The following is a 20441-nucleotide window of genomic DNA, read 5'->3' as shown; positions in this document are numbered from 1 at the left end:
AATTTTATATTATATTATTAGTTTAATTTTTTCAAATTTTTGTATAAATTATTTTAATTTTTTAATAACTTTATTTTAATTATTCTAGATATGCCAATATCCGTTAATGCTACTATAGCTAACGATACTAAAAAGTAGTACGTCACAATTTCGTCAGGCTTGACCACGGAATCTACTGAAATAGCTTGGTTTTAAGCTATTTCAGTTAGTACACTTTTATGCCTAGTAGGCTATACAACTGAAGAATTTAAACCATTTATACAAATTCCAACATAAATTGGGGCATTTATCACAAAGGAGTTTATGACTAACTCACCTTACGCATTTTAGTTATGAATTTCTAATTTCATATAACTCCTTAAGAGCAATAGCGTTAGATCTAACTAATAGCTTATATTTCAGAGCGAAGTGGTTTAGTGAAGTTTTTATCTTAAGCATTTCTAGTTTACAAAAAGCTACTAATGAGCAAAAAATATGATTTCTTTGAGTTTTCTCAACTTTAGTTGGTGAGGCTGATAAAGAAGTATTTTGCTTAATTGATTTATGATAAACCTCTATTTGCCATCTTTTTTGATAGTCATGGTATAACTGATTAGAATCTATTTCTAAATCATTTGTTACAAGATATAAAATTCCTTTTGTACCGTTCTCGTTTATGAAAATCTTTTTTGTTAAAAGCACAGGGAAATTCATATCTTTAAGCCATATCTTTAAAGATTCTCCATCAGCAATATCAAGTTCAGAGAGCTTAATAAAATCCTTACTCTTTCTAGCATAATCACTCAAGGCAACAACTCTATTTGACTTCATACCAAGTATAAATTTCTTCGATAATCTATGATGTATGAAATTCATATTATCTTTAGAGCAAAACCAGCTATCTGCCAAAATATATTTAAACTTAACATGATTAATAACTGCTCGATTTATCATGTTTTGAAACATTTGGTTTTTAGTAACTTTAGATCTTCTTTTATACCGCTTATCTTTTTCATCATAATATCGCTCATCCTTTTTCACTATCTCATAGTCTATAGGAATAGATAAGTTTGATGTACTAAGCATACATGAGACTATATTAATACCCTTTACATGAACACTTTTAGCATGAGAGTGATGCCAACAGACTATATCATTTTCATCTGTGCTTGGCTTTTCACTAATTGTATCATCCAAACAAAGAACATCGTATTCGCTGTTATGTTTTCTAACTAAAGGCTTTATATATTTCCAAAATTCTAAGCTTGTTAAATCTGACTTGTTTAAAAACCTTGTTATTTTGTCATGTGATACTTCTTGATCTAATATATCTGATAATTTTGTGGCTGTAGCATACTTAGTTTGGCTTATAAGATAGTCTGTGTATATATCTAGTAAATCCTTGTCCATTTCTTAAAAAACAGAATTTTTTCCTATGTCCAGTATTCTAAATATCTTTTTAAAACTTACAATCTTTTACGTAAGGTGAGTGACTAATTTAAGTTTTTGATGTGCAGACAAAGGACTGTTGCAAGCTGAAATTATACAAAATGATTTTTAGTGAGTTATTTCAAGAGTAATTAGCTAAACTAATAAAACAAAAAGTTAATCTTTTGAATAATATAACCCTTTAGAAGAGTTAAGTGCTTTTAAGCGAGCATCAGCCTCTCTTAATCTTTGATGAGCAGCTTCTATATCAAGTTTTGATGCATCTGGATTTTTTAAAGCGTCCTCTGCTCTTGTTTTTGCTTTTTCAGCTTCTGCTTGATTCAAATTTTCAGCTCTTTCCATTTCATCAACCATGATAGTAACTCTAGTAGGAGTAACCTCTATCAGTCCACCTGATACATATAAAACTTCTGTATCACTGTCTTTTTTTATATTAACCACACCTGCTGGCATAGTTGATAACAGCTCTGTATGTCCATATGCTATACCCATTTCACCAGCAGAACCACGTAAGCTAACCATGTCAGCTTCGCCTGTAAAAACTGACCCTGAAGGGCTAACAACACTGACTTTTAGATAGTTTTTAGACATATTAAGTTTACCTTATAGAGTTTTTGCTTTTTCGATAGCTTCTTGGATAGACCCTACCATATAAAAAGCTTGTTCTGGTAAGTGGTCATACTCACCATTAACAATAGCTTTAAAACTAGCAACCGTATCTTTCAAGGATACAAACTTACCAGGGTTACCAGTAAATACTTCTGCTACATGGAAAGGCTGAGATAAAAATCTCTGAATCTTACGTGCTCTATCAACAGTCTTTTTATCCTCGTCTGATAACTCATCCATACCCAAAATAGCTATAATATCTTTTAACTCTTTATATCTTTGTAGAGTTTTTTGCACTGCACGAGCCGTTTCATAGTGATCTTGACCAACTACTAATGGATCCAACTGTCTAGATGTAGAATCTAGAGGATCCACAGCTGGATAAATACCCAACTCAGCAATTTGACGTGATAGTACAATTGTTGCATCCAAATGTGAGAATGTAGTTGCTGGAGATGGGTCAGTTAAGTCATCAGCTGGTACATATACAGCCTGTACAGATGTAATCGAACCAGTCTTAGTCGATGTAATTCTCTCCTGTAGCGCACCCATCTCAGCTGCTAGAGTTGGTTGATAACCCACCGCAGATGGCATACGACCCAAAAGAGCTGAAACCTCAGTACCTGCTAATGTATAACGATATATGTTATCAATAAACATTAACACGTCACGCTTCTCATCACGGAAACCTTCTGCAATAGTTAAACCTGTTAGCGCCACTCTTAATCTATTTCCTGGTGGCTCATTCATCTGACCGTACACCAGAGATACTTTGTCAAGTACATTAGAGTCTTTCATTTCATAATAGAAATCATTACCTTCACGTGTTCTTTCACCAACACCAGCAAATACAGAATAACCACTATGCTCTTTTGCAATGTTGTTGATAAGTTCCATCATAGTAACTGTTTTACCAACACCAGCACCTCCAAATAAACCTACTTTACCACCTTTCGCAAAAGGACAAATAAGATCTACTACTTTGATACCTGTTTCTAAAATTTCTGTATTTAAAGCTAGTTCGTCATAAGCTGGAGGAGCTTGATGGATAGATCTTTTCTCAGTGTGCTCAATTGGACCTGCTTCGTCTATTGGTTCACCCAATACATTCATAATACGACCTAACGTACCATGACCTACTGGAACTGAGATAGGAGCATTTGTATTTATAACTTCCATACCACGTCTTAACCCATCACTAGAACCCATTGCGATAGTACGGACCACTCCATCACCTATTTGCTGCTGTACTTCTAATACTAAATCTGTCTCTTGAACTTTCAGAGCATCATATACTCTTGGAGTGTTATCACGAGAAAACTCTACATCTATAACCGCCCCGATTACTTGAATAATTTTACCTGTATTCATTTATTTTATCTCTCCTAAACTGCTGCTGCACCTGAACAAATCTCTGCAAGCTCTTGTGTAATCATAGCTTGCCTTACTTTGTTATAATCTAATTTTAGTTGATCAATAATATCACTTGCATTATCTGTAGCATTTTTCATAGCCAACATACGTGCAGCTTGCTCACATGCCGCATTTTCTAGTATTGCACCTCTAACTTGGGCTTCTATATACCTCATACATAAAGCGTTTAGAACTTCCTCTATATCTCTTTCATAAATATAGTCCCAATGTCCTTTGGATACATCTTTGTCATCTGCTTTTTGCTCTTGTGTAAGCACATCTTGTATCGGAAGTAATACTTGTTGCCTTGGCTTTTGTTTTATTGTGCCAATAAACTGGTTACTAGATAAATATAATTTATCAATTTCACTATTTGTGAACTTATCGAGCATTACTTTCACAGCTCCAGAAACCATTCTAATACTAGTTTCTAAATCTTTGTCATTGTAGTGAGCAACAGCTACAACATTAACGCCTTTTAACTTCCTAAAGAAAGTCTCTGCTTTAGATCCTATAACACATATATCCACCTCAATTCTATCATCAAGATGTTTCTTAATGTCTTTTAGAACATGTTTAAAAAGGTTAATGTTTAGACCACCGCATAGCCCTCTATCTGTAGAAGTAACTATATAGCCAACTCTTTTAACTTCTCTTTCAAACAAATAAGGATTAGGATAATCAATACTAGCTGCTACAACATTTTTAATAATTGTATTAGCACAATCTACATAAGGGCGCACGTTATTCATCTTAACGATCGCTCCTCTCATCTTACTAGCTGCTACCAATTCCATAGCACCAGTGATTTTTTGTGTATTTTTCACACTCTGTACTTTGGAACGTATTTCTCTAGCATTAGACATAGTCTACTCCTACCAAGCTTGAGTTGCTTTACAATCTTCTACGATTGCTTTTAGCTTATCAGCAATTTCAGCATCGTAGCCACCTGTTTTATTAATCATTTCTATCACATCTGCGTACTTATCTGTTGCTAAAGCATGTAATGCTGACTCAAATGGTATAACCTCTGAAACTTCTAAGCTATCTAAATAACCGTTATCAGCAGCATACAAAGATAATGCCATCAATGCTACAGATAGCGTTGAAAATTGTTTTTGCTTTAGAAGTTCAGTAACCCTTTGACCTCTATTTAACTGTGCTCTTGTTGCCTCATCAAGATCTGATGCAAACTGAGAGAAAGCTTCCAATTCACGGTACTGCGCTAAAGCTAAACGGATACCGCCACCAAGTTTTTTAATAATCTTAGTTTGAGCAGCACCACCAACACGAGATACTGAGTTACCCGGGTTGATAGCTGGTCTTAGACCTGAGTTGAATAAGTCTGTCTCTAAGAATATCTGACCATCTGTAATAGAAATTACGTTTGTAGGTACAAAAGCAGAAATATCACCAGCTTGTGTCTCAATAATTGGTAAAGCTGTAAGTGAACCTGTTTTACCTTTAACTTCACCATTTGTGTATCTTTCAACATACTCTTCATTTACTCTAGCTGCTCTTTCAAGAAGTCTTGAGTGAAGATAAAATACATCACCAGGATATGCCTCACGTCCAGGAGGTCTTTTCAATAAAAGTGAAATTTGTCTATAAGCCCATGCTTGCTTAGTTAAATCATCATAAACAATTAAAGCATCTTCGCCACGGTCTCTAAAGTATTCTCCCATAGAACAACCAGCGTACGGTGCTATATATTGTAAAGCTGCAGAATCTGATGCTGTAGCAGCCACTATAATAGTATGCTTCATAGCATCGTGCTCTTCTAGTTGTCTTACAATATTAGCTATTGATGATGCTTTTTGGCCTATTGCCACATAGATACATTTAACGCCTGTACCTTTTTGATTAATAATAGTATCAATAGCAATAGCAGTTTTACCAATTTGTCTATCACCAATAATAAGTTCTCTTTGACCTCTTCCTACTGGAACCATCGAATCTATAGATTTAATACCAGTTTGTAATGCTTGATCTACTGACTTTCTCCAAATAACTCCTGGAGCAATTTTTTCAATTGGTGAACTATGATCTGCAGCTATCTCACCCTTACCATCAATAGGGTTACCCAAAGCATCAACCACTCTACCAAGTAAAGCTTCACCAACAGGAACTTCTAGTATTCTGCCTGTGCAGTATACTTTATCACCCTCTTTTAGATGCTCATATTCACCTAAAACTACTGCTCCAACTGAATCAGTATTTAAGTTAAGTGCCAAACCGTATACATCACCTGGCATTTTTATCATTTCACCAGCAGTTACATCATTCAAACCGTATATAGTTACGATACCGTCAGCAACACTAACTATAGTACCTTCTGACTTTAATTCGATAGAGTTATCAAACTTTTCTATTCTTTGTTTAATCAAACCACTAATTTCTGATGGACTTAGTTGCATAAGCTCACTTCCTATAATTTATGATAATAAAATACTTTTTAATTTTTCTAAACGTCCAGACACTGAGCTATCTATAACTGTGTCTCCGACTCTAACAATCGCTCCACCAACTATAGCCGGGTTTATCTCAACCTCAAGACTCATAGAGCAACCAAATTTTTTCTCTAGACTTGCCTTTAAACTATCTAACAAATCTTTATCAGCAGCGTAAGCTAAAGTTACTTTGGCTACTTTGCTATTGTTTTGAGCATTTTTAAACAACTCAAATTGTTCTGAGATTAAAGGCAAAACCGTTAACTTTTTATTTTGAGCAATCAATGTTAGAAAATTATAAAAATTTTCATTTAGCTGACTTTTTAAAAATTCCACAATCTCAGATTGAGAAAATATAGGACTAGTAATAATGCTTTGCATTGAATCATCTTGTACCAACTTGGCAAAAGTTTTAAGTAACATAGACCATTCTTGCGATAAGCTGTTTTCGTTTGCAAACTCAAATGCTGCTTTTGCATATGGTTTTGCAATTACGCTTAGATCTGCCATGTATTTACCCTACTATTTTATATCTTAGCTACAAAATCTTTTAATAGATCATTACTAGTCTGTTCATCTACTTTTGCAGATATAATTTTACTAGCTCCAGCTATAGCAAGGCTTACTAGCTCTTGCTTAAGCTCTTCTCTTGCCTTGATTTTCTCTTGCTCGATTTCAGCCATAGCCATACTTTTAATCTTATCAGCAACAGCAATAGCTTCTTCTTTAGCTTGCTCATCAACCTTGTGAGCTCTAACATAAGCATTTTCAACTACTTCTGTAGCTTTTGCTTTTGCTTCACGTAGGATTTCAGCAGACTGCCTTTTTGCAACCTCTAGCTCTCTAGAAGCTCTATCAGCAGAAGCTAGACCATTAGCGATTTTTTCTCTACGCTCTTCTAAAGCTCTACGTAGCGGCGGCCATACAAACTTCATTGTAAAAACAACAAAGATTGCAAATGTTATCATCTGACCTATTAAAGTTACGTTGATATCCATCGACTTATCCTTTAGATAATTTATCTTGATTTATATGAAAGTAATTATGCACCAACAACTTTTTGAGCAGCATCAACTAAACCAGGTATAGCCAATGGGTTTGCATAAAGTACTAAGAATCCTATAGCAATTGAAATAGCAGCAAACGCGTCAACAAAAGCAGCAACAATAAACATACGACCTAAAAGCATACCGCCTAATTCTGGTTGACGAGCAACACCCTCTAGATATTTACCACCCAGAACACCAAAACCAATAGCTGTACCTAAAGCTGGTAAAGATATCAATAAAGCTACCGCTATAGCTGTTAAACCATTTAAGTTACCTAAAACCTGTAAAGACATATCCATTTTATTATTCTCCTATTTTATATATTATATTATTAAAGGTTAAATCTAAACTAGTGAGCTTCCTGTGCCATATTTAAATAAACAACAGTCAACATCATAAATACAAATGCTTGTATTAAAACTATCAATATGTGGAATATCGCCCATATACTTCCTAATACCACCCCAGCTCCACCAGCTACCCAGCCTGAAACATATAAAAGAGCTATAAGGATAAATATAAGCTCACCTGCAAATATATTACCAAATAAACGCAAAGATAAAGATACTGGCTTAACTATTTCATCAACCAGTCTAAAGAAAATATTTAAAGGAAATAACCAGATTCCAAAAGGAGCGCTTAAAATCTCTTTAACAAGCCCAAAACCTTTTGCCCTGATATTATAAAAAATAACCAAAAAGAATACTGCTATAGACATAGCAAAAGTAACGTTTGGATCAGCAGTAGGTACAACCCTAAAGTAAGCCTCATGACTATTAGTGAAAAACCCTATGATCCAACCAAAAATATCAACTGGTAGCAGATCCATAAAATTCATTAACACCACCCATACAAATATAGTAAGAGCTAAAGGAGTTACGAAGTTTCTTTTATAATGGTAGTTCTCAGCAACCAACCCGTCCATCCATTCCCAAATGGCCTCTACTATATTTTGGAATTTTCCAGGCACATCAGCACTAGCACGCCTTGCTACTAGGAACATTATAAATATAAACATACTCCCCAGCACTATACTAACCAACAGTGAATCAACATTAAGTTGCCAAAAGGAACCCTCACCTAAGCTTACTTGCCAATGTTGCAAGTGATGTTGGACATATCCGGTTGCAATTTGAGAGCTAGACTCAGTATTTGCCATTATTTTTCCACCAATTACTAATAATTAACCCAATAAACACACAAAAAAGACCTATCTAACTCGTTTAAGTAGAAAAGGTACAAAACACACCGCTAATTGTAACAAAACTATTCCAAAAATGTAAGGAAATAATTTGGGTTTTACGTAAATAGCTAGCAATATAGTAGCAACACCTACTATACTTAATTTTAACATTTCACTAAGAAAAAAAATCATAATTTCTATCGTCGGTGAAAACTGTTTACTTACAAATAACCTGACAAAAAACACAAAATTTGCCAAAAACATGATTAGTCCACCTAATAAAAATGATTGAGAGTATGCCCACCCATAAAAGGTCAATGTAACTATACAGCCAAAAAAAAGTAATAACATTTGCACCAATAAAAATTTTTTAAAGTCAATTTTTATGTTAGCTAACATGTTTTATATATGTAGATTTTAATTTGAGATTTATCATACCAGAAAAGTAAAGATTGACAAAGAAAAAGAATTCTTTCTTGAATTACTTCGTTATCAGACATAAAATAATATCTTATTTAACAATTTTTTAATTTTACTCCATGACTCAGAAAATATACAATATACGTGGCTATGCTTGGATAATAATTGCTTTTAGTTCTTTTTTGCTATTTGATAAGTATATTATGCAAGTTTTTCCTAGCCTAATCACTGATGATATGATGCAAAGCTTTGGTACTAATGCAACCCAAACAGGAGCACTTGGATCAGCGTATTTTTGGTCAATTATTATTTGTCAACTTTTTATAGCTGGACCCATAGTAGATAAGTTTGGCTTTAGACTTATTAGCCCAATATCTATTACTATTTCAGCCGCAGGGGTAATATTATTTGTTGTTGCAGCTAATTTTGGTAGCTTAAGCACAGCTTATATTGCTAGGATAATTACTGGTATGGGGGTATCATTCGCTACAATATCTTATTTAAAAGCCGTATCGGTGTGGTTTGATCCACGTAAATTTGCTTTTGCTGCAAGCTTTCTAGCCACTGCCGCTATGATTGGAGCATTGTGTGCTCAAGCACCTTTAGCATACTTAATAGCTTTGTGTAATGATTGGAAAATGGCTATGCTTTTAGTTTGTATAGCTAGTTTATTTATAGCAGTTACTTACTACATTGTAGTTCGTGATTATAACCCTCAGCAACCAGAAGCTAGCTCATCTAATAATCAACTAGGTACCTTAGAGGCCTTAAAACAGGTTGTAAAAAATAAAAATAACTGGTATTTAACATTATATGTGGGTTTGAGTTTCACTGCAGTTGATGCCTTTGCTGGTTTTTGGGGAAATGCATATTTTAGAGAAGCTTACAATATCTCTAAAGAACAAGCAGCCAGCATAATATCTATGATCTTTATTGGAATGGCAATAGGCTCGCCAATACTAGGTAAGCTATCAGAAATTCTTGATAACCGGAAATGCGTAATGGTTGTTTTTCACATAATTGGAACTATTGCTCTAAGTATAGTATTGCTCACCAAAACTAGTACTTTTGCTTCTGCGATACTATTATTTATTTTTGGGATTTGTTTAGGTATTTACATGTTATCTTTTGCCATAGGAAATAGAGTAAATCCTATAATAATAACTGCTACCGTAGCTGCTTTTATAAATACAGGTGAGCCAATACTAGGTGCGATTTTTGATCCTTTAATTGGATATTTTCTTGATTGGTCGTGGACTGGTAAGTTTATGAACTCCGCTGGTGAAATAATCTCCCAAAAAACTAGCTCTTTGGATATAAAATACTTTGAGTTAGCTTCTTACCATTTTGCCTTTACAACCTTAGTAGCGAGTATGGCAATATCTTTAATTATTTTATTATTAATAAAAGACCACAAAGAATAACCTTACATTGTAGTCTGAAAGTTTTAAAATAGTTGAAAGAGAGCTCCAGATGTAGTTTATTAGGTTTGAGAAGGACTTAAATAAACGAACAGGAACTAAAAATGACACATAGACATTTGACTCTTTCAGATAGATATTGTATACAAAATTTGCTTGAATTAGAATACTCTCTTCTAAAAAGCTTAATTTTAGAAAATATACTTTCAATATGCTCTCTAGTTTCACTAGAGTGATAAACCTTGTCAGTTATAACCTTAGGTTTACTTATGTTTAGTAATAAGTCTATAACAACTTTACTATCATGTATTTTTCCAACTGATACTATTATATTCTAGTGGATTACCTAAGGCATCATAGTAGTTACTCCACCTTAAATTTGGAGTAGAAAACAAAGCCGCCCTGACACATCTTATTAATTTTTAATACAGAAGCTATGTAAAATCTCTTGTATAATCATAATTGAAATTTTAATAAAATAGGAGTGATTTATGAGCGTTGAGGTAGAAGCAAAATTGAACAAAAGAGGTTCAATAAAATTACCAGGAGGTTCAACTAAAGATGTCTTCAGCTGCGGCCTACATAACAAAGTAGTTGCTATACAATTTGATTATTATTATCTTTTTGTGAACACAGATTGGTTAACTTCATTTAAAAAAAATCCCAATCATAGCTTGACCGTTTTTCTGAGTGCTCATGGTGGGCCAAACGGAAAAACTATAAATATAGCTAATAAAACTATATTTATTTACAGCCCTCATGGGGCTCCTTTATTGAGCCCTCCTATAGGTGAGTATTTGGCAAGAAGATGTGAGCCATTTGCTAAAATATCAAATGGAAAATTACATCCACATAGAGTGAATGATTTAAGGGATTTGCTAGAAAATAAGCAAGGTATTAAACACTATACAGGGACAACAGATCTAATAACTTTTTCCGATTATACTTTACAAAAATTTGAGAACACTAATCAAAGATTGCAAGAATTCATTCTGGAATTAGGAGGACACAGTTCAAACAATGGTGTTATGATAGTACGAAATCGTGGCGGTGGATTATTTGATGGCTCATTATCTGGTGCTATGACTGTTTTATCAAATGAACATAAGCTTAATATAAATACATGGCACTTATCATTTTGCCGTGGAAACACTCTAAATGACTATGATATAAAGGAGAATAAGCAGAATAGAATTAGTAAAGTACCGGATCTACGAAATTATAAGTCTATAGAAGATAGAGATATATTTAGCGCATCTCTAATTACCCATATTCAAAATAATATAAAAAACCTCGAAAATAAAAGTCAAAGGGCCAATATGGAGGAGGACCTAAAAGATGCTATAATAGAAATTCTTGATTCGCGAATACAAGAATATGGGGAACTTGATGATAACCATCGCAATGGATTTTTGTTTATACGAAGTGGGTATACCAAAGGTCAAAAACGTGAGGCTATTAGCAAACTAAAAAAATTTTTAGAAAAAGATTTGAACTCTCGTACATTCTTTATATTCAACGATAATATTTTAAAAATATTAAATAATGGCAAAACAGGAAAAATGCTTTTGAAAGTTTGTAAAAGACATAATCAAGCAAGTTTAACTGAAGCAATCCAAACTCTAAGATCGAATGATATTTAAATTAACCTGAGTTCGATAATTACTTCATAGTTAGATAGTTGTAGTTATTTACTGGAGTTACGGACTTTTGGGAAAAAGTTAAAGCGAAAAAGTTTTCTATGTGTTAATTTATAATTACATCAACTATGTTATGTTCTAAAAATGAAACAACGTGAATTAGCCAATCTATATACTGAATATTTATTATGTCAAAACTCCCAAGCAAGTGCGACAATGTGTTCAAGTATGTTAGATGAACTAGTAAAGCATGATAGTTTTTCTCGGATGTTAAAAGTTGGTAGTTATGAAAGTAAATATGTCTGGTTAAAAGGTAAAAGTATTTTAAACGCCTACAAAGATAAGCCAAAGATATTATCTATAGACAATACAATAAGTCCTAAATCTGATAGTATGGTCAATGAGGTAGTAAACTGGTTTTATGATCATTCTGTAGGTAGAGCAGTTAAAGGCATCAATCTTATTAGTGCTTTAATCCACGTTGGAGATGCTAATATTCCTGTAGGCTTTGAAGTACAAACTAAGGAAAACTTTGTAGTAGAAAAAGATAAAGCAGGTATGGAGCGCTTAAAGCGTAAAGCACGCTACACAATTAATGAACTGGCAAGAAAACTGATATTGAAAATTATTAAGAATTTCTCTAGTTTTGATTATATAGTAGCTGATAGATATTTTGCTTCTAAAACTAATTTGAAATTCTTTAACAAACATAAACTCTCGTATGTAATAGGTATAGCAAATAATCGTTTAGTTGCTAAGAGTAAAGCTAATGCTCTTGCTGGTAACTACTGTAGGTTAGATGAATTAGGATTGCTAGAAAATGAGGCTATGAAAATTTATTTAAAAGATATAAAATATAGTCTTGTGGTTACTCGCCAAGTCTTCAAAAACGGGGACAATTCAACAGGTGAGATTTATTTAATTACTAATGATCTAAACCTAGAGAGTAACCACATAGAAGATATCTATCAAAAAAGATGGAATATAGAAGTTTATCATCGAAGTATAAAACAAAACGCTAGTCTTGCTAAATCACCTACATCTGTAATTACTACTCAGCTTAACCATATAGGTTTATCTATAGGTGCATTTATTGAACTTGAAAAACTAAAACTTGCTTCAAATAAAAATCACTATGCGTTGAAAAGGAAAATGTTAATCGCCGCCAATCAAGCGAGTCATAGGGAAATTATAAAAATGAAAAAAATACTCAAAATGACTGCTTAAATTTAAAAGTCCGTAACTCCAGTTATTTATTTTAGATTGTATTTAAAAAATAAACAAACCTTTCATCTAAATTAGCTTCTATAGTAATTTTTTGTTGTTTTTTTTGATCAAAAAATTCTAACTTACTAGCATGCAACAAAAGCTTATCTATACCTTGTTTAGCCAGCTTTTCATCAATATTAACAAACCCATACTTTTTATCTGCAACAATCGGGTGTCCCATAGCTTTACAGTGCACTCTTATTTGATGTGTTCTCCCTGTTTCTAACTTTACCTTAAGTAAGCTATATTCCCCAGGTAAATGTTCAACAGACAAAATATTAGTAATAGCTGTTTTACCTTCTTTTTTATCAACTTTAACTATTCTCTGCCCATCTTTTGTTTCTGTTCTTTTAAGAGGTAAATCTATCCTTTTAATATTCTTATCCCAAAACCCATGAACTATAGTATGGTAAATTTTGTCTACTTTTCTTTGCTTAAATAAATCAAAAAAATATACCAATGCACTATGCTTTTTAGCCAACAGCACACAACCAGATGTTTCTTTGTCAAGCCTATGAACCAAATCCAGACGCCTAGCTTGTGGACGCAGCTGCCTAAGCCTTTCAACAAGCCCTGAGTTAACCCCTGAGCCACCATGTACGGCTATTCCGGAAGGCTTATTTACTACTATATAATCATCCGTTTCATATAAAATAATTTCTTCCAAAAAGTCTAAATGGGACTGACTAATTTTAACTGGTTGCTCCTCACCTTCGATGCTAAAAGGAGGAATCCTAATTATGTCTCCAGCACTTACACGCAAGGTTTGCTTAACTCTTTTTTTATTTACTCGCAACTCACCCTTTCTAATCCAGCGATATATCAAAGGTTTAGGTAACTTAGTAAATCTGCCAATCAGATAATTATCTATTCGTTGCTCAATAACATCATCAGAAACTTCTAAATATTGTACACTAGTCATTTAAGGCTCCAAAACCAGGATTCTGCATATCGTTAAGTCGGCTTATAGTTCTTTGAAATTCAAAGCTTAATCGCTTACCTTTATAAATTTCTTTAAAGTCACAATCTGCCAAAATTATAACTTTTTTATTTTGGTCGTAGCATTCATCTATTAACGAGATAAATCTCCTAGCCATATCCTCATTTGCCTGACTAAAACTTTTTAGATTATAGACAAATATCTGTCTATAGATTTTACAAATTTCAATGTAGTCATTAGCACTACGCCCATCACCACAAATTGCCTTAAAATCTAAGCAAACATCCTTAGAACTAACTAAAATAACATCAATATCCCTATTTAAAATGTTTATCTTCAAATCTTTATCAAAATATTTATTACTTAAAAAAAACTTATCAAAAAAATTTTTCCTATTAGCTTCGTTATATGGGTATAAATAATTAAGATACTCATTTGGTAAGCGAAAACGGTAATCTACCCCTGAATCAAGGTTTAAAACATCAACATTAGCTATCAGTACATCTATTGCAGGCAAGAACAGCTCTCTTTGTAAGCCATTTAAATATAGTCTTTGAGGTTCGATATTTGAAGTTGCTACCAAGACTACACCTAAACTAAACAGCTCTTTAAAAATATTGCCTAAAATCATAGCATCCGCAATATCTTCAACAAAAAATTCATCAAAGCAAATAAGTTGAGTATCTTTTGCGATGTCATAGGCTACCTTTGCAATAGGGTTTTTACTCCCTTGGTAACTACGCAGACGCGTATGAATATCTTTCATGAAATGAGAAAAATGCTGACGTTTTTTCTTTGATGTAGGTACTTCATTATAAAAAATATCCATAATGAAGGTTTTACCTCGTCCTACACCGCCCCACATATAAAATCCTCTAATGTGAGGGTAAATAGATTTGTTAAAAAAAAGTTTTTTAGGCTTTTTTTTTGTCGTTAGCTCATCTATTATTCTCTGCAAAGACTGTATAGCTTCAAGCTGTAGTGGATCAACCTTTAACCCTAATTGTTTTACTTTTGCAAAATATACTTGCTCTAAAATCATATTGAGTTATTTAACTTCCTTATCCTTTACTAATATCAGTAGGAAAAATGATATAAACATGCTAAACACCAATATTAAAAACGCTCTATGATAAGCATTAATACTGAAGTATCTATGAGCTCCGTCAGTGGCAATATTTACAATATTATTATGCATGTCTAGGTATTGACCACTCCATGTCATATCCAAGAAATATCCTATAAGTGGATCAAATAATGCTCCCAACAATGGTTCACCTGTATTTATAAGAGCAGCTACAGTTGCAGCTACTACTATAGAGTTGATACGATTACCTATCGCAAAAGCTAGCATATACACACCCAAACAAAAACCAAATATAAACAATAGAGTACCAGATATCGCTGGAGTAAGTTTAAATTCAAGCACTACTGCTAAGGCTAAAGTAGCAATAATATGAAAGAAAACCATTATGTTAACTCTATTATCAAACTTCTCTGATAATTTTCCTATAACAGGCGAACCTATAGCTAAACCTAAAAACATCATAGAGACTATATATGAAGCCTCTTTAGCATCAATACCATATAATCCTCTAAAGTAATTATTACCCCAAATACCTCCAAACACATCTATAGTAGTAAAAGTCAGACCTGTATACATGGTTAGATACCAGTTGTTTTTGTTTAACAATACTTTTTTAATACCTTCAAGAGTGCCCGTTTTTTGCCTTAATTGGTTTGAAAATGAAGCATGAGGATTATAATCTCTAACTAAAGCTAAATATAGTAAAGCTATAATTATACTAAAACACGCATAGCTAATTAAAGCGTTATGCCAAGAACCTGTTAGTTCTATAAGATAAACCAAAGGAACTTGCCCAAGTAAAGCACCTGTCATTGCTGCTGACATTAAAAAGCTACACACAAAAGCAAACTTGCGCGGGTCAAACCATACAGCTGCTGCTTTGATATATCCAACAGTAGCAAAAGATGCCCCTACACCTATCATCAGTCTTGAAACACACCCCAATAGAAAACTATGTATGTCAGCAGCAAGAACAAATAATAATAATCCTATAGCTGACAATATAAGAGAAAAGAAACTTACTTTCCTAAACCCTAGTTTATCGATGATAGGTCCAGCAACAAAAAACTGACAAAAAACAACAGACCACAGAAAAAGTGAAACCATCGCGCTCATTTGTGTAGCATTGATAGAGAAACTACTCATCAATTCGTTAGCTATTAAGCTAGGAGAAACATTCATAATATACTTATCAATAAGTAAAAATGAACTTAACCCTACCACGATCCAGGCATAACCTTTTATGTTATATAATTTCATAGTTTATTTTTCTAAAAAGTTTATTAGCTTTTCAAATCCAACTCGGTGCTGGGGCTTATTTTCTTGCAAATACTTTATCACAGCTTGACGTTTTTCTAACTCCTCAGAACCAATTATTACTGCGATCTTCGCTCCAGATTTATCTGCTTTTTTAAATTGTGATTTGAAACTACCAAACTTCAAATCCATATCAAACCTTAAACCACTAAGCTCATAACGTATATAATCAACTAAGCTTAAAGTTTTATATAAACTCTCTTTTTCTAATATAAAAAATACGTCGCATTCATTAATTTGTGAAGGTAATTTACCTAAAGTTTCTAACAAAAGTAAAAGTCTTTCTATACCTATTGCAAAACCTATGGCGCCACTACTTTGACCACCCAGATCTTCTATTAACTTGTCATATCTACCACCAGCACAAATCGCGCTTTGAGCACCTAACTTATCTGTAGTCCATTCAAAAACTAAACCACTATAATAGTCAAGTCCTCGTACTAAATTCTTATTAACAGTATATTTAATGCCTAGTGACTCTACATATTGACATGTTTGTTGAAACCTTTCCAATAATTCAGCTTCTATAAAATCCATAAGCTTAGGAGCATTTTCAAGGATTTTTTGCGTAGTTGGAATCTTTGAGTCAAGTATCCTTAAGGGATTTTTATCCAGCCTTTTTATAGCATCATCATCAAGTTGATCATGGAATGGTTTAAGGTAATCCAACAACGCTTTAGTATACTTTTGCCTATCTAAACTAGAACCTAAACTATTTAGCTCTAAGGTTATATGCTCCACCAACCCAAGTTTTTTAAATAAACTCCAAACTATAGATATAACTTCTAGATCTATAGCTATACTATCAAACCCATAAGCTTCTACCCCAAGTTGGTAAAACTGCCTATACCTTCCTTTTTGTGGTCTTTCGTATCTAAACATTGGACCACAATACCAAAGTTTTTGGGTTTGCCCTCTATTTATAAGATTATTCTCTAGAACCATTCTAACGCATCCTGCTGTACCTTCAGGACGCAAAGTCAGACTATCACCATTTCTATCAGTAAAATCATAAGTTTCTTTTGAAACAATATCTGATGTCTCACCAACGCTTCTATGGAATAATTCACTTTTCTCTAGAATTGGCAGTCTAGTTTCATTATAGTTATATTGGTCCAAAATCTCTTTTATCTGTGACTCTAGATATTGCCACTTATAACTATCATTAGGTAGAACATCATTAAAACCACGGATAATAGTAAATTTACTCATAAATCCAACCTATCTTAACTTCTCTACGTCATCATCTTTAGGTTTTCGGTAGTTATCTTCCAATGAATCATCATTTTGACTTATAAATTTGGCATCTGCATCTAGGGCTTTTGAAATCTTCTCCTGCATTTGCATACCATAATCAAGGGAACTATCATAAATAAATTTAAGATCCGGAACCACTCTTAAACTCAATGACTTTGCAATAGATGATCTAAAAAAACCTTTTGACTTTGCAAAGGCTTTTGAAATATAAGCAGTATCTTCTGGAATCAAACACGTATAATACACTTTTGCAAAAGATAGATCCTTAGAAACTTCTACTTCTGTAACCGTTGCGCTAGCTAGCTTTGAATCCTTAATCTTAGAACGTAATAGCAAAGATATCACTTTCTTAAGCTCACTTGCTACCCTTTGCACTCTACCTTGTGTTGCCATGATTACAACTCCTTAGCTACCTCAATAACTTCAAATACTTCTATCTGATCTCCAGCCCTAACATCGTTATAGTTTTTAACACCTATACCACATTCAAGACCTTTTTTAACCTCAGCAGCATCATCTTTGAATCTTTTTAAAGACTCAAGGCTTCCTTCATATATAACAACGTTATCTCTAAGTACACGTATAGGGTTAGCCCTTTTGACTACACCCTCTATAACCATACATCCTGCTATAGAACCAAACTTAGAAGATCTGTACACTTCTCTAACTTCTGCTATACCAACTATTTGCTCTTTCATCTCTGGAGATAAAAGACCACTCATAGCTTTTTTAACATCATCTATCAAATCGTAGATAATATTGTAATAACGTAACTCTACACCATCTGTTTCTGCTAATTTTTTAGCAGCAGCATCAGCACGAACGTTAAAACCAACAACTACCGCCATAGATGCTACTGCTAGAGTAATGTCTGATGAAGTAATTCCACCAATACCACTAGCAATAATCTCAACCTTAACTTCATCTGTAGATAATTTAAGTAAAGAATCCCTAATAGCTTCAACAGAACCTTGAACGTCTCCTTTAAGAATAATTTTTAAAGTTTTTTGTTCGCCATCTTTACCTATATGATTAAACATATTTGATAATTTCAAAGTCTGCTCATGAGCTATCTTAGCGTCTTTTTGTTTTTGAGCTCTTTGGGAAGCAACCTCTTTTGCTTTTTTCTCACTTTCAACAGCTATCACTTGGTCACCAGCAGCTGGCACCCCTGACAAACCAAGGATTTCCACAGGAGTAGATGGTCCTGCTGATTTAATATTTTTACCTAAATCATCATGCATAGCTCTAACACGACCAAACTCTGTGCCACACAGGACAACGTCACCTTGCTTTAAATTACCATTTTGGATAAGTATAGTTGCTACAGGACCCCTTCCTTTTTCTAACCTTGATTCAACAACAACTCCTTCAGCATAACCATCATCAAAAGCCTCCAACTCTAAAACTTCTGATTGTAGGAGAACTGCATCAAGCAAATCTGTAATACCCTCACCTGTTTTAGCAGAAACATTTACAAACATAACATCCCCACCCCAGCTTTCTGGTATAACATTTCTCTGAGCAAGCTCACTTATAACTTTTTCAGGATCAGCTTCTGGCTTATCAATTTTATTTACTGCCACAAGTATTGGAACCCCTGCTGCTTTAGCATGCTGTATAGCCTCTTCAGTTTGTGGCATAACACCATCATCCGCAGCAACGACTAAGATAACTATATCTGTTGACTTAGCCCCTCTTGCACGCATAGAAGTAAATGCTTCATGCCCTGGAGTATCTAAGAAAGTGATAGATCCTTTGTTAGTTTTTACAGAATAAGCTCCTATATGTTGAGTAATACCTCCAGCTTCCCCAGAGGCAACTCTAGATTTACGAATATAATCTAGTAAAGAAGTCTTACCATGGTCAACATGTCCCATAATCGTTACAACTGGTGCCCTTGATAGCTTTTGGGTACCACTTCTATCAACCACAGTTATAGCTTCTTCTAAAGCATTTTCATTGTGCAAAGTATATTTATGACCCATATCTTCAACTATCAATATAGCTGTATCCTGGTCTAAAGACTGATTAATAGTTGCCATAACACCCATGTTAAAAAGAGTTTTAACTATCTCTGCACCTTTTACGGACATTTTCTGAGCTAAATCACTTACTGTGATACCTTCGTATATTTCTACAGTCTTTACTGTATTTTCAACTGGTTTTGTAAATTCTTGTTTTTTAACTTTTGGAGCCTTAAGCTTACCTTTTTTAGCTCCAAACTCATCAAAAGATTCTAAATCTCCAGCTAGTTGTGATAACTGTCTTGGATTTGCTTTTTTAAATCCTTTACCAGCTGCCTTTTTAGTTTTTGCACGTTTATCTTCTTCTTCCCTCTTATACTTGGTATTTGTAGTAGAAGTGCTAGCAAACTCTTTTTTGACTGTTTTCTTTTTTGCCGCATTTATTACATTAGACTCAGTATCAGTTGTTGCTATTTGTTCTGGTATAGAAATAAACTTAAAACCACTATCTTTTGGCTCTATAATTTTTTGCTCCTTTGTATCTGCCACCACAGAATTCTCTACTATAGCAATATCCTTAACAGAAGTTAAATCTTGTTTTTTTGGTTCAAGCTCTGTTTTTTGAGTTAGTTCTTTCTCATGAGGCTTACCAAATACTTGAAAGCCTTCTTTTTGTGCAACAAAAGCTTCTTTGCCAGCAACAACAGCCGGTTCTTCTGTTCTCCTAGCAACTCGTCTTTTTCTTTTAACAGAAACATTAATTTTATGTTTACCATCAAGTTTCATTGTAGTTGTCACTTTTTTTCTAGTTGCAGAACTTTTTGCGCTATTTATTTTTTCCAAAAGAGTCTTCATTTCCAATGGGGTTAAAGTATCATTTTCATTAGCTTTACTAATACCAAAAGACTTTAACTGCTTTAACAAAGTCTCAACATCTTTATTTGTTTGTTGTGCCAATTGCCCAACCGTAATTTCTGCCATCTCTCTCTCC

Annotated in this window: 20 protein-coding genes; 4 read left to right on the top strand and 16 right to left on the bottom strand. The window is 33.7% G+C overall.

From position 1 onward, the window contains the following. Positions 1–330 precede the first annotated feature (330 nt). The 10 genes from E4K63_RS00900 to E4K63_RS00855 form a co-directional block, all read right to left on the bottom strand. The gene (locus E4K63_RS00900; protein ID WP_179965674.1) at positions 331–1389 is read right to left on the bottom strand and encodes an IS701 family transposase; all 1059 of its coding nucleotides are present in this window, start codon (positions 1387–1389) and stop codon (positions 331–333) included. A 195-nt stretch (positions 1390–1584) separates the two neighbouring features. After that, positions 1585–2019 carry a F0F1 ATP synthase subunit epsilon gene (locus E4K63_RS00895; RefSeq protein ID WP_133942501.1) on the bottom strand — a complete coding sequence of 145 codons (435 nt, stop codon included), beginning with the start codon at positions 2017–2019 and terminating at the stop codon, positions 1585–1587. 12 nt (positions 2020–2031) lie between these two features. After that, the gene (atpD, locus tag E4K63_RS00890; RefSeq protein ID WP_133942502.1) at positions 2032–3408 is read right to left on the bottom strand and encodes a F0F1 ATP synthase subunit beta; all 1377 of its coding nucleotides are present in this window, start codon (positions 3406–3408) and stop codon (positions 2032–2034) included. Positions 3409–3422: 14 nt separating this feature from the next. After that, entirely contained in the window at positions 3423–4316 is an 894-nt protein-coding gene (locus E4K63_RS00885; RefSeq protein WP_035720868.1) for a F0F1 ATP synthase subunit gamma, read from the bottom strand. A 9-nt stretch (positions 4317–4325) separates the two neighbouring features. Next, positions 4326–5867: a F0F1 ATP synthase subunit alpha gene (gene atpA, locus E4K63_RS00880; protein WP_133942503.1), complete on the bottom strand. Its 1542-nt coding sequence runs from the start codon at positions 5865–5867 to the stop codon at positions 4326–4328. 18 nt (positions 5868–5885) lie between these two features. Further along, the gene (locus E4K63_RS00875; RefSeq protein ID WP_133942504.1) at positions 5886–6410 is read right to left on the bottom strand and encodes a F0F1 ATP synthase subunit delta; all 525 of its coding nucleotides are present in this window, start codon (positions 6408–6410) and stop codon (positions 5886–5888) included. Positions 6411–6427: 17 nt separating this feature from the next. Then, positions 6428–6898: a F0F1 ATP synthase subunit B gene (locus E4K63_RS00870; RefSeq protein WP_133942505.1), complete on the bottom strand. Its 471-nt coding sequence runs from the start codon at positions 6896–6898 to the stop codon at positions 6428–6430. A 44-nt stretch (positions 6899–6942) separates the two neighbouring features. Beyond that, entirely contained in the window at positions 6943–7248 is a 306-nt protein-coding gene (locus tag E4K63_RS00865) for a F0F1 ATP synthase subunit B (protein WP_035720860.1), read from the bottom strand. A gap of 50 nt (positions 7249–7298) precedes the next feature. Beyond that, positions 7299–8108, bottom strand: a complete 810-nt coding sequence (gene atpB / locus E4K63_RS00860; protein WP_133942506.1) for a F0F1 ATP synthase subunit A — start codon at positions 8106–8108, stop codon at positions 7299–7301. A 51-nt stretch (positions 8109–8159) separates the two neighbouring features. Next, on the bottom strand, positions 8160–8531 hold the full coding sequence (locus tag E4K63_RS00855; protein ID WP_133942507.1) for an ATP synthase subunit I: 372 nt from the start codon (positions 8529–8531) through the stop codon (positions 8160–8162). A 140-nt stretch (positions 8532–8671) separates the two neighbouring features. Here E4K63_RS00855 and E4K63_RS00850 point away from each other — a divergent pair, with 140 nt between their 5' ends. The 4 genes from E4K63_RS00850 to E4K63_RS00840 all read left to right on the top strand — a co-directional run bounded on the left by E4K63_RS00850 (position 8672) and on the right by E4K63_RS00840 (position 12840). Further along, on the top strand, positions 8672–9976 hold the full coding sequence (locus E4K63_RS00850; protein WP_133942508.1) for an MFS transporter: 1305 nt from the start codon (positions 8672–8674) through the stop codon (positions 9974–9976). A 101-nt stretch (positions 9977–10077) separates the two neighbouring features. Beyond that, positions 10078–10209 carry a hypothetical protein gene (locus tag E4K63_RS08350; RefSeq protein ID WP_425321042.1) on the top strand — a complete coding sequence of 44 codons (132 nt, stop codon included), beginning with the start codon at positions 10078–10080 and terminating at the stop codon, positions 10207–10209. 255 nt (positions 10210–10464) lie between these two features. Beyond that, positions 10465–11616, top strand: coding sequence for a putative adhesin (locus E4K63_RS00845; protein WP_133942509.1), 1152 nt, complete (start codon positions 10465–10467; stop codon positions 11614–11616). 141 nt (positions 11617–11757) lie between these two features. After that, positions 11758–12840, top strand: coding sequence for an IS701 family transposase (locus E4K63_RS00840; protein WP_179965672.1), 1083 nt, complete (start codon positions 11758–11760; stop codon positions 12838–12840). 31 nt (positions 12841–12871) lie between these two features. Here E4K63_RS00840 and E4K63_RS00835 read toward each other — a convergent pair whose 3' ends face one another. From E4K63_RS00835 to infB, 6 genes are read right to left on the bottom strand one after another with little or no spacing between them, the layout of a single operon-like run. After that, a complete protein-coding gene (locus tag E4K63_RS00835) occupies positions 12872–13804 on the bottom strand; it encodes an RluA family pseudouridine synthase (RefSeq protein WP_133942389.1) in 933 nt (310 codons plus the stop codon). Continuing rightward, positions 13797–14864, bottom strand: coding sequence for a cell division protein ZapE (zapE, locus tag E4K63_RS00830; protein WP_133942388.1), 1068 nt, complete (start codon positions 14862–14864; stop codon positions 13797–13799). Before zapE ends, E4K63_RS00835 begins: the two co-directional genes overlap by 8 nt. Positions 14865–14870: 6 nt before the next feature. Further along, positions 14871–16169 carry an MFS transporter gene (locus tag E4K63_RS00825; protein ID WP_133942387.1) on the bottom strand — a complete coding sequence of 433 codons (1299 nt, stop codon included), beginning with the start codon at positions 16167–16169 and terminating at the stop codon, positions 14871–14873. Between the two features lie 3 nt (positions 16170–16172). Next, the gene (gene hisS, locus E4K63_RS00820) at positions 16173–17438 is read right to left on the bottom strand and encodes a histidine--tRNA ligase (protein WP_133942386.1); all 1266 of its coding nucleotides are present in this window, start codon (positions 17436–17438) and stop codon (positions 16173–16175) included. Between the two features lie 9 nt (positions 17439–17447). Next, on the bottom strand, positions 17448–17876 hold the full coding sequence (gene rbfA / locus E4K63_RS00815) for a 30S ribosome-binding factor RbfA (protein ID WP_133942385.1): 429 nt from the start codon (positions 17874–17876) through the stop codon (positions 17448–17450). 2 nt (positions 17877–17878) lie between these two features. Further along, the gene (gene infB, locus E4K63_RS00810; RefSeq protein WP_133942384.1) at positions 17879–20431 is read right to left on the bottom strand and encodes a translation initiation factor IF-2; all 2553 of its coding nucleotides are present in this window, start codon (positions 20429–20431) and stop codon (positions 17879–17881) included. Positions 20432–20441: the final 10 nt, after the last annotated feature.

Source organism: Allofrancisella inopinata (assembly GCF_012222965.1).
Lineage (GTDB): Bacteria > Pseudomonadota > Gammaproteobacteria > Francisellales > Francisellaceae > Francisella > Francisella inopinata.
The sequence above is the reverse complement of the archived record's forward strand: the minus strand, read 5'-3'. Positions and strand labels throughout refer to the sequence as shown.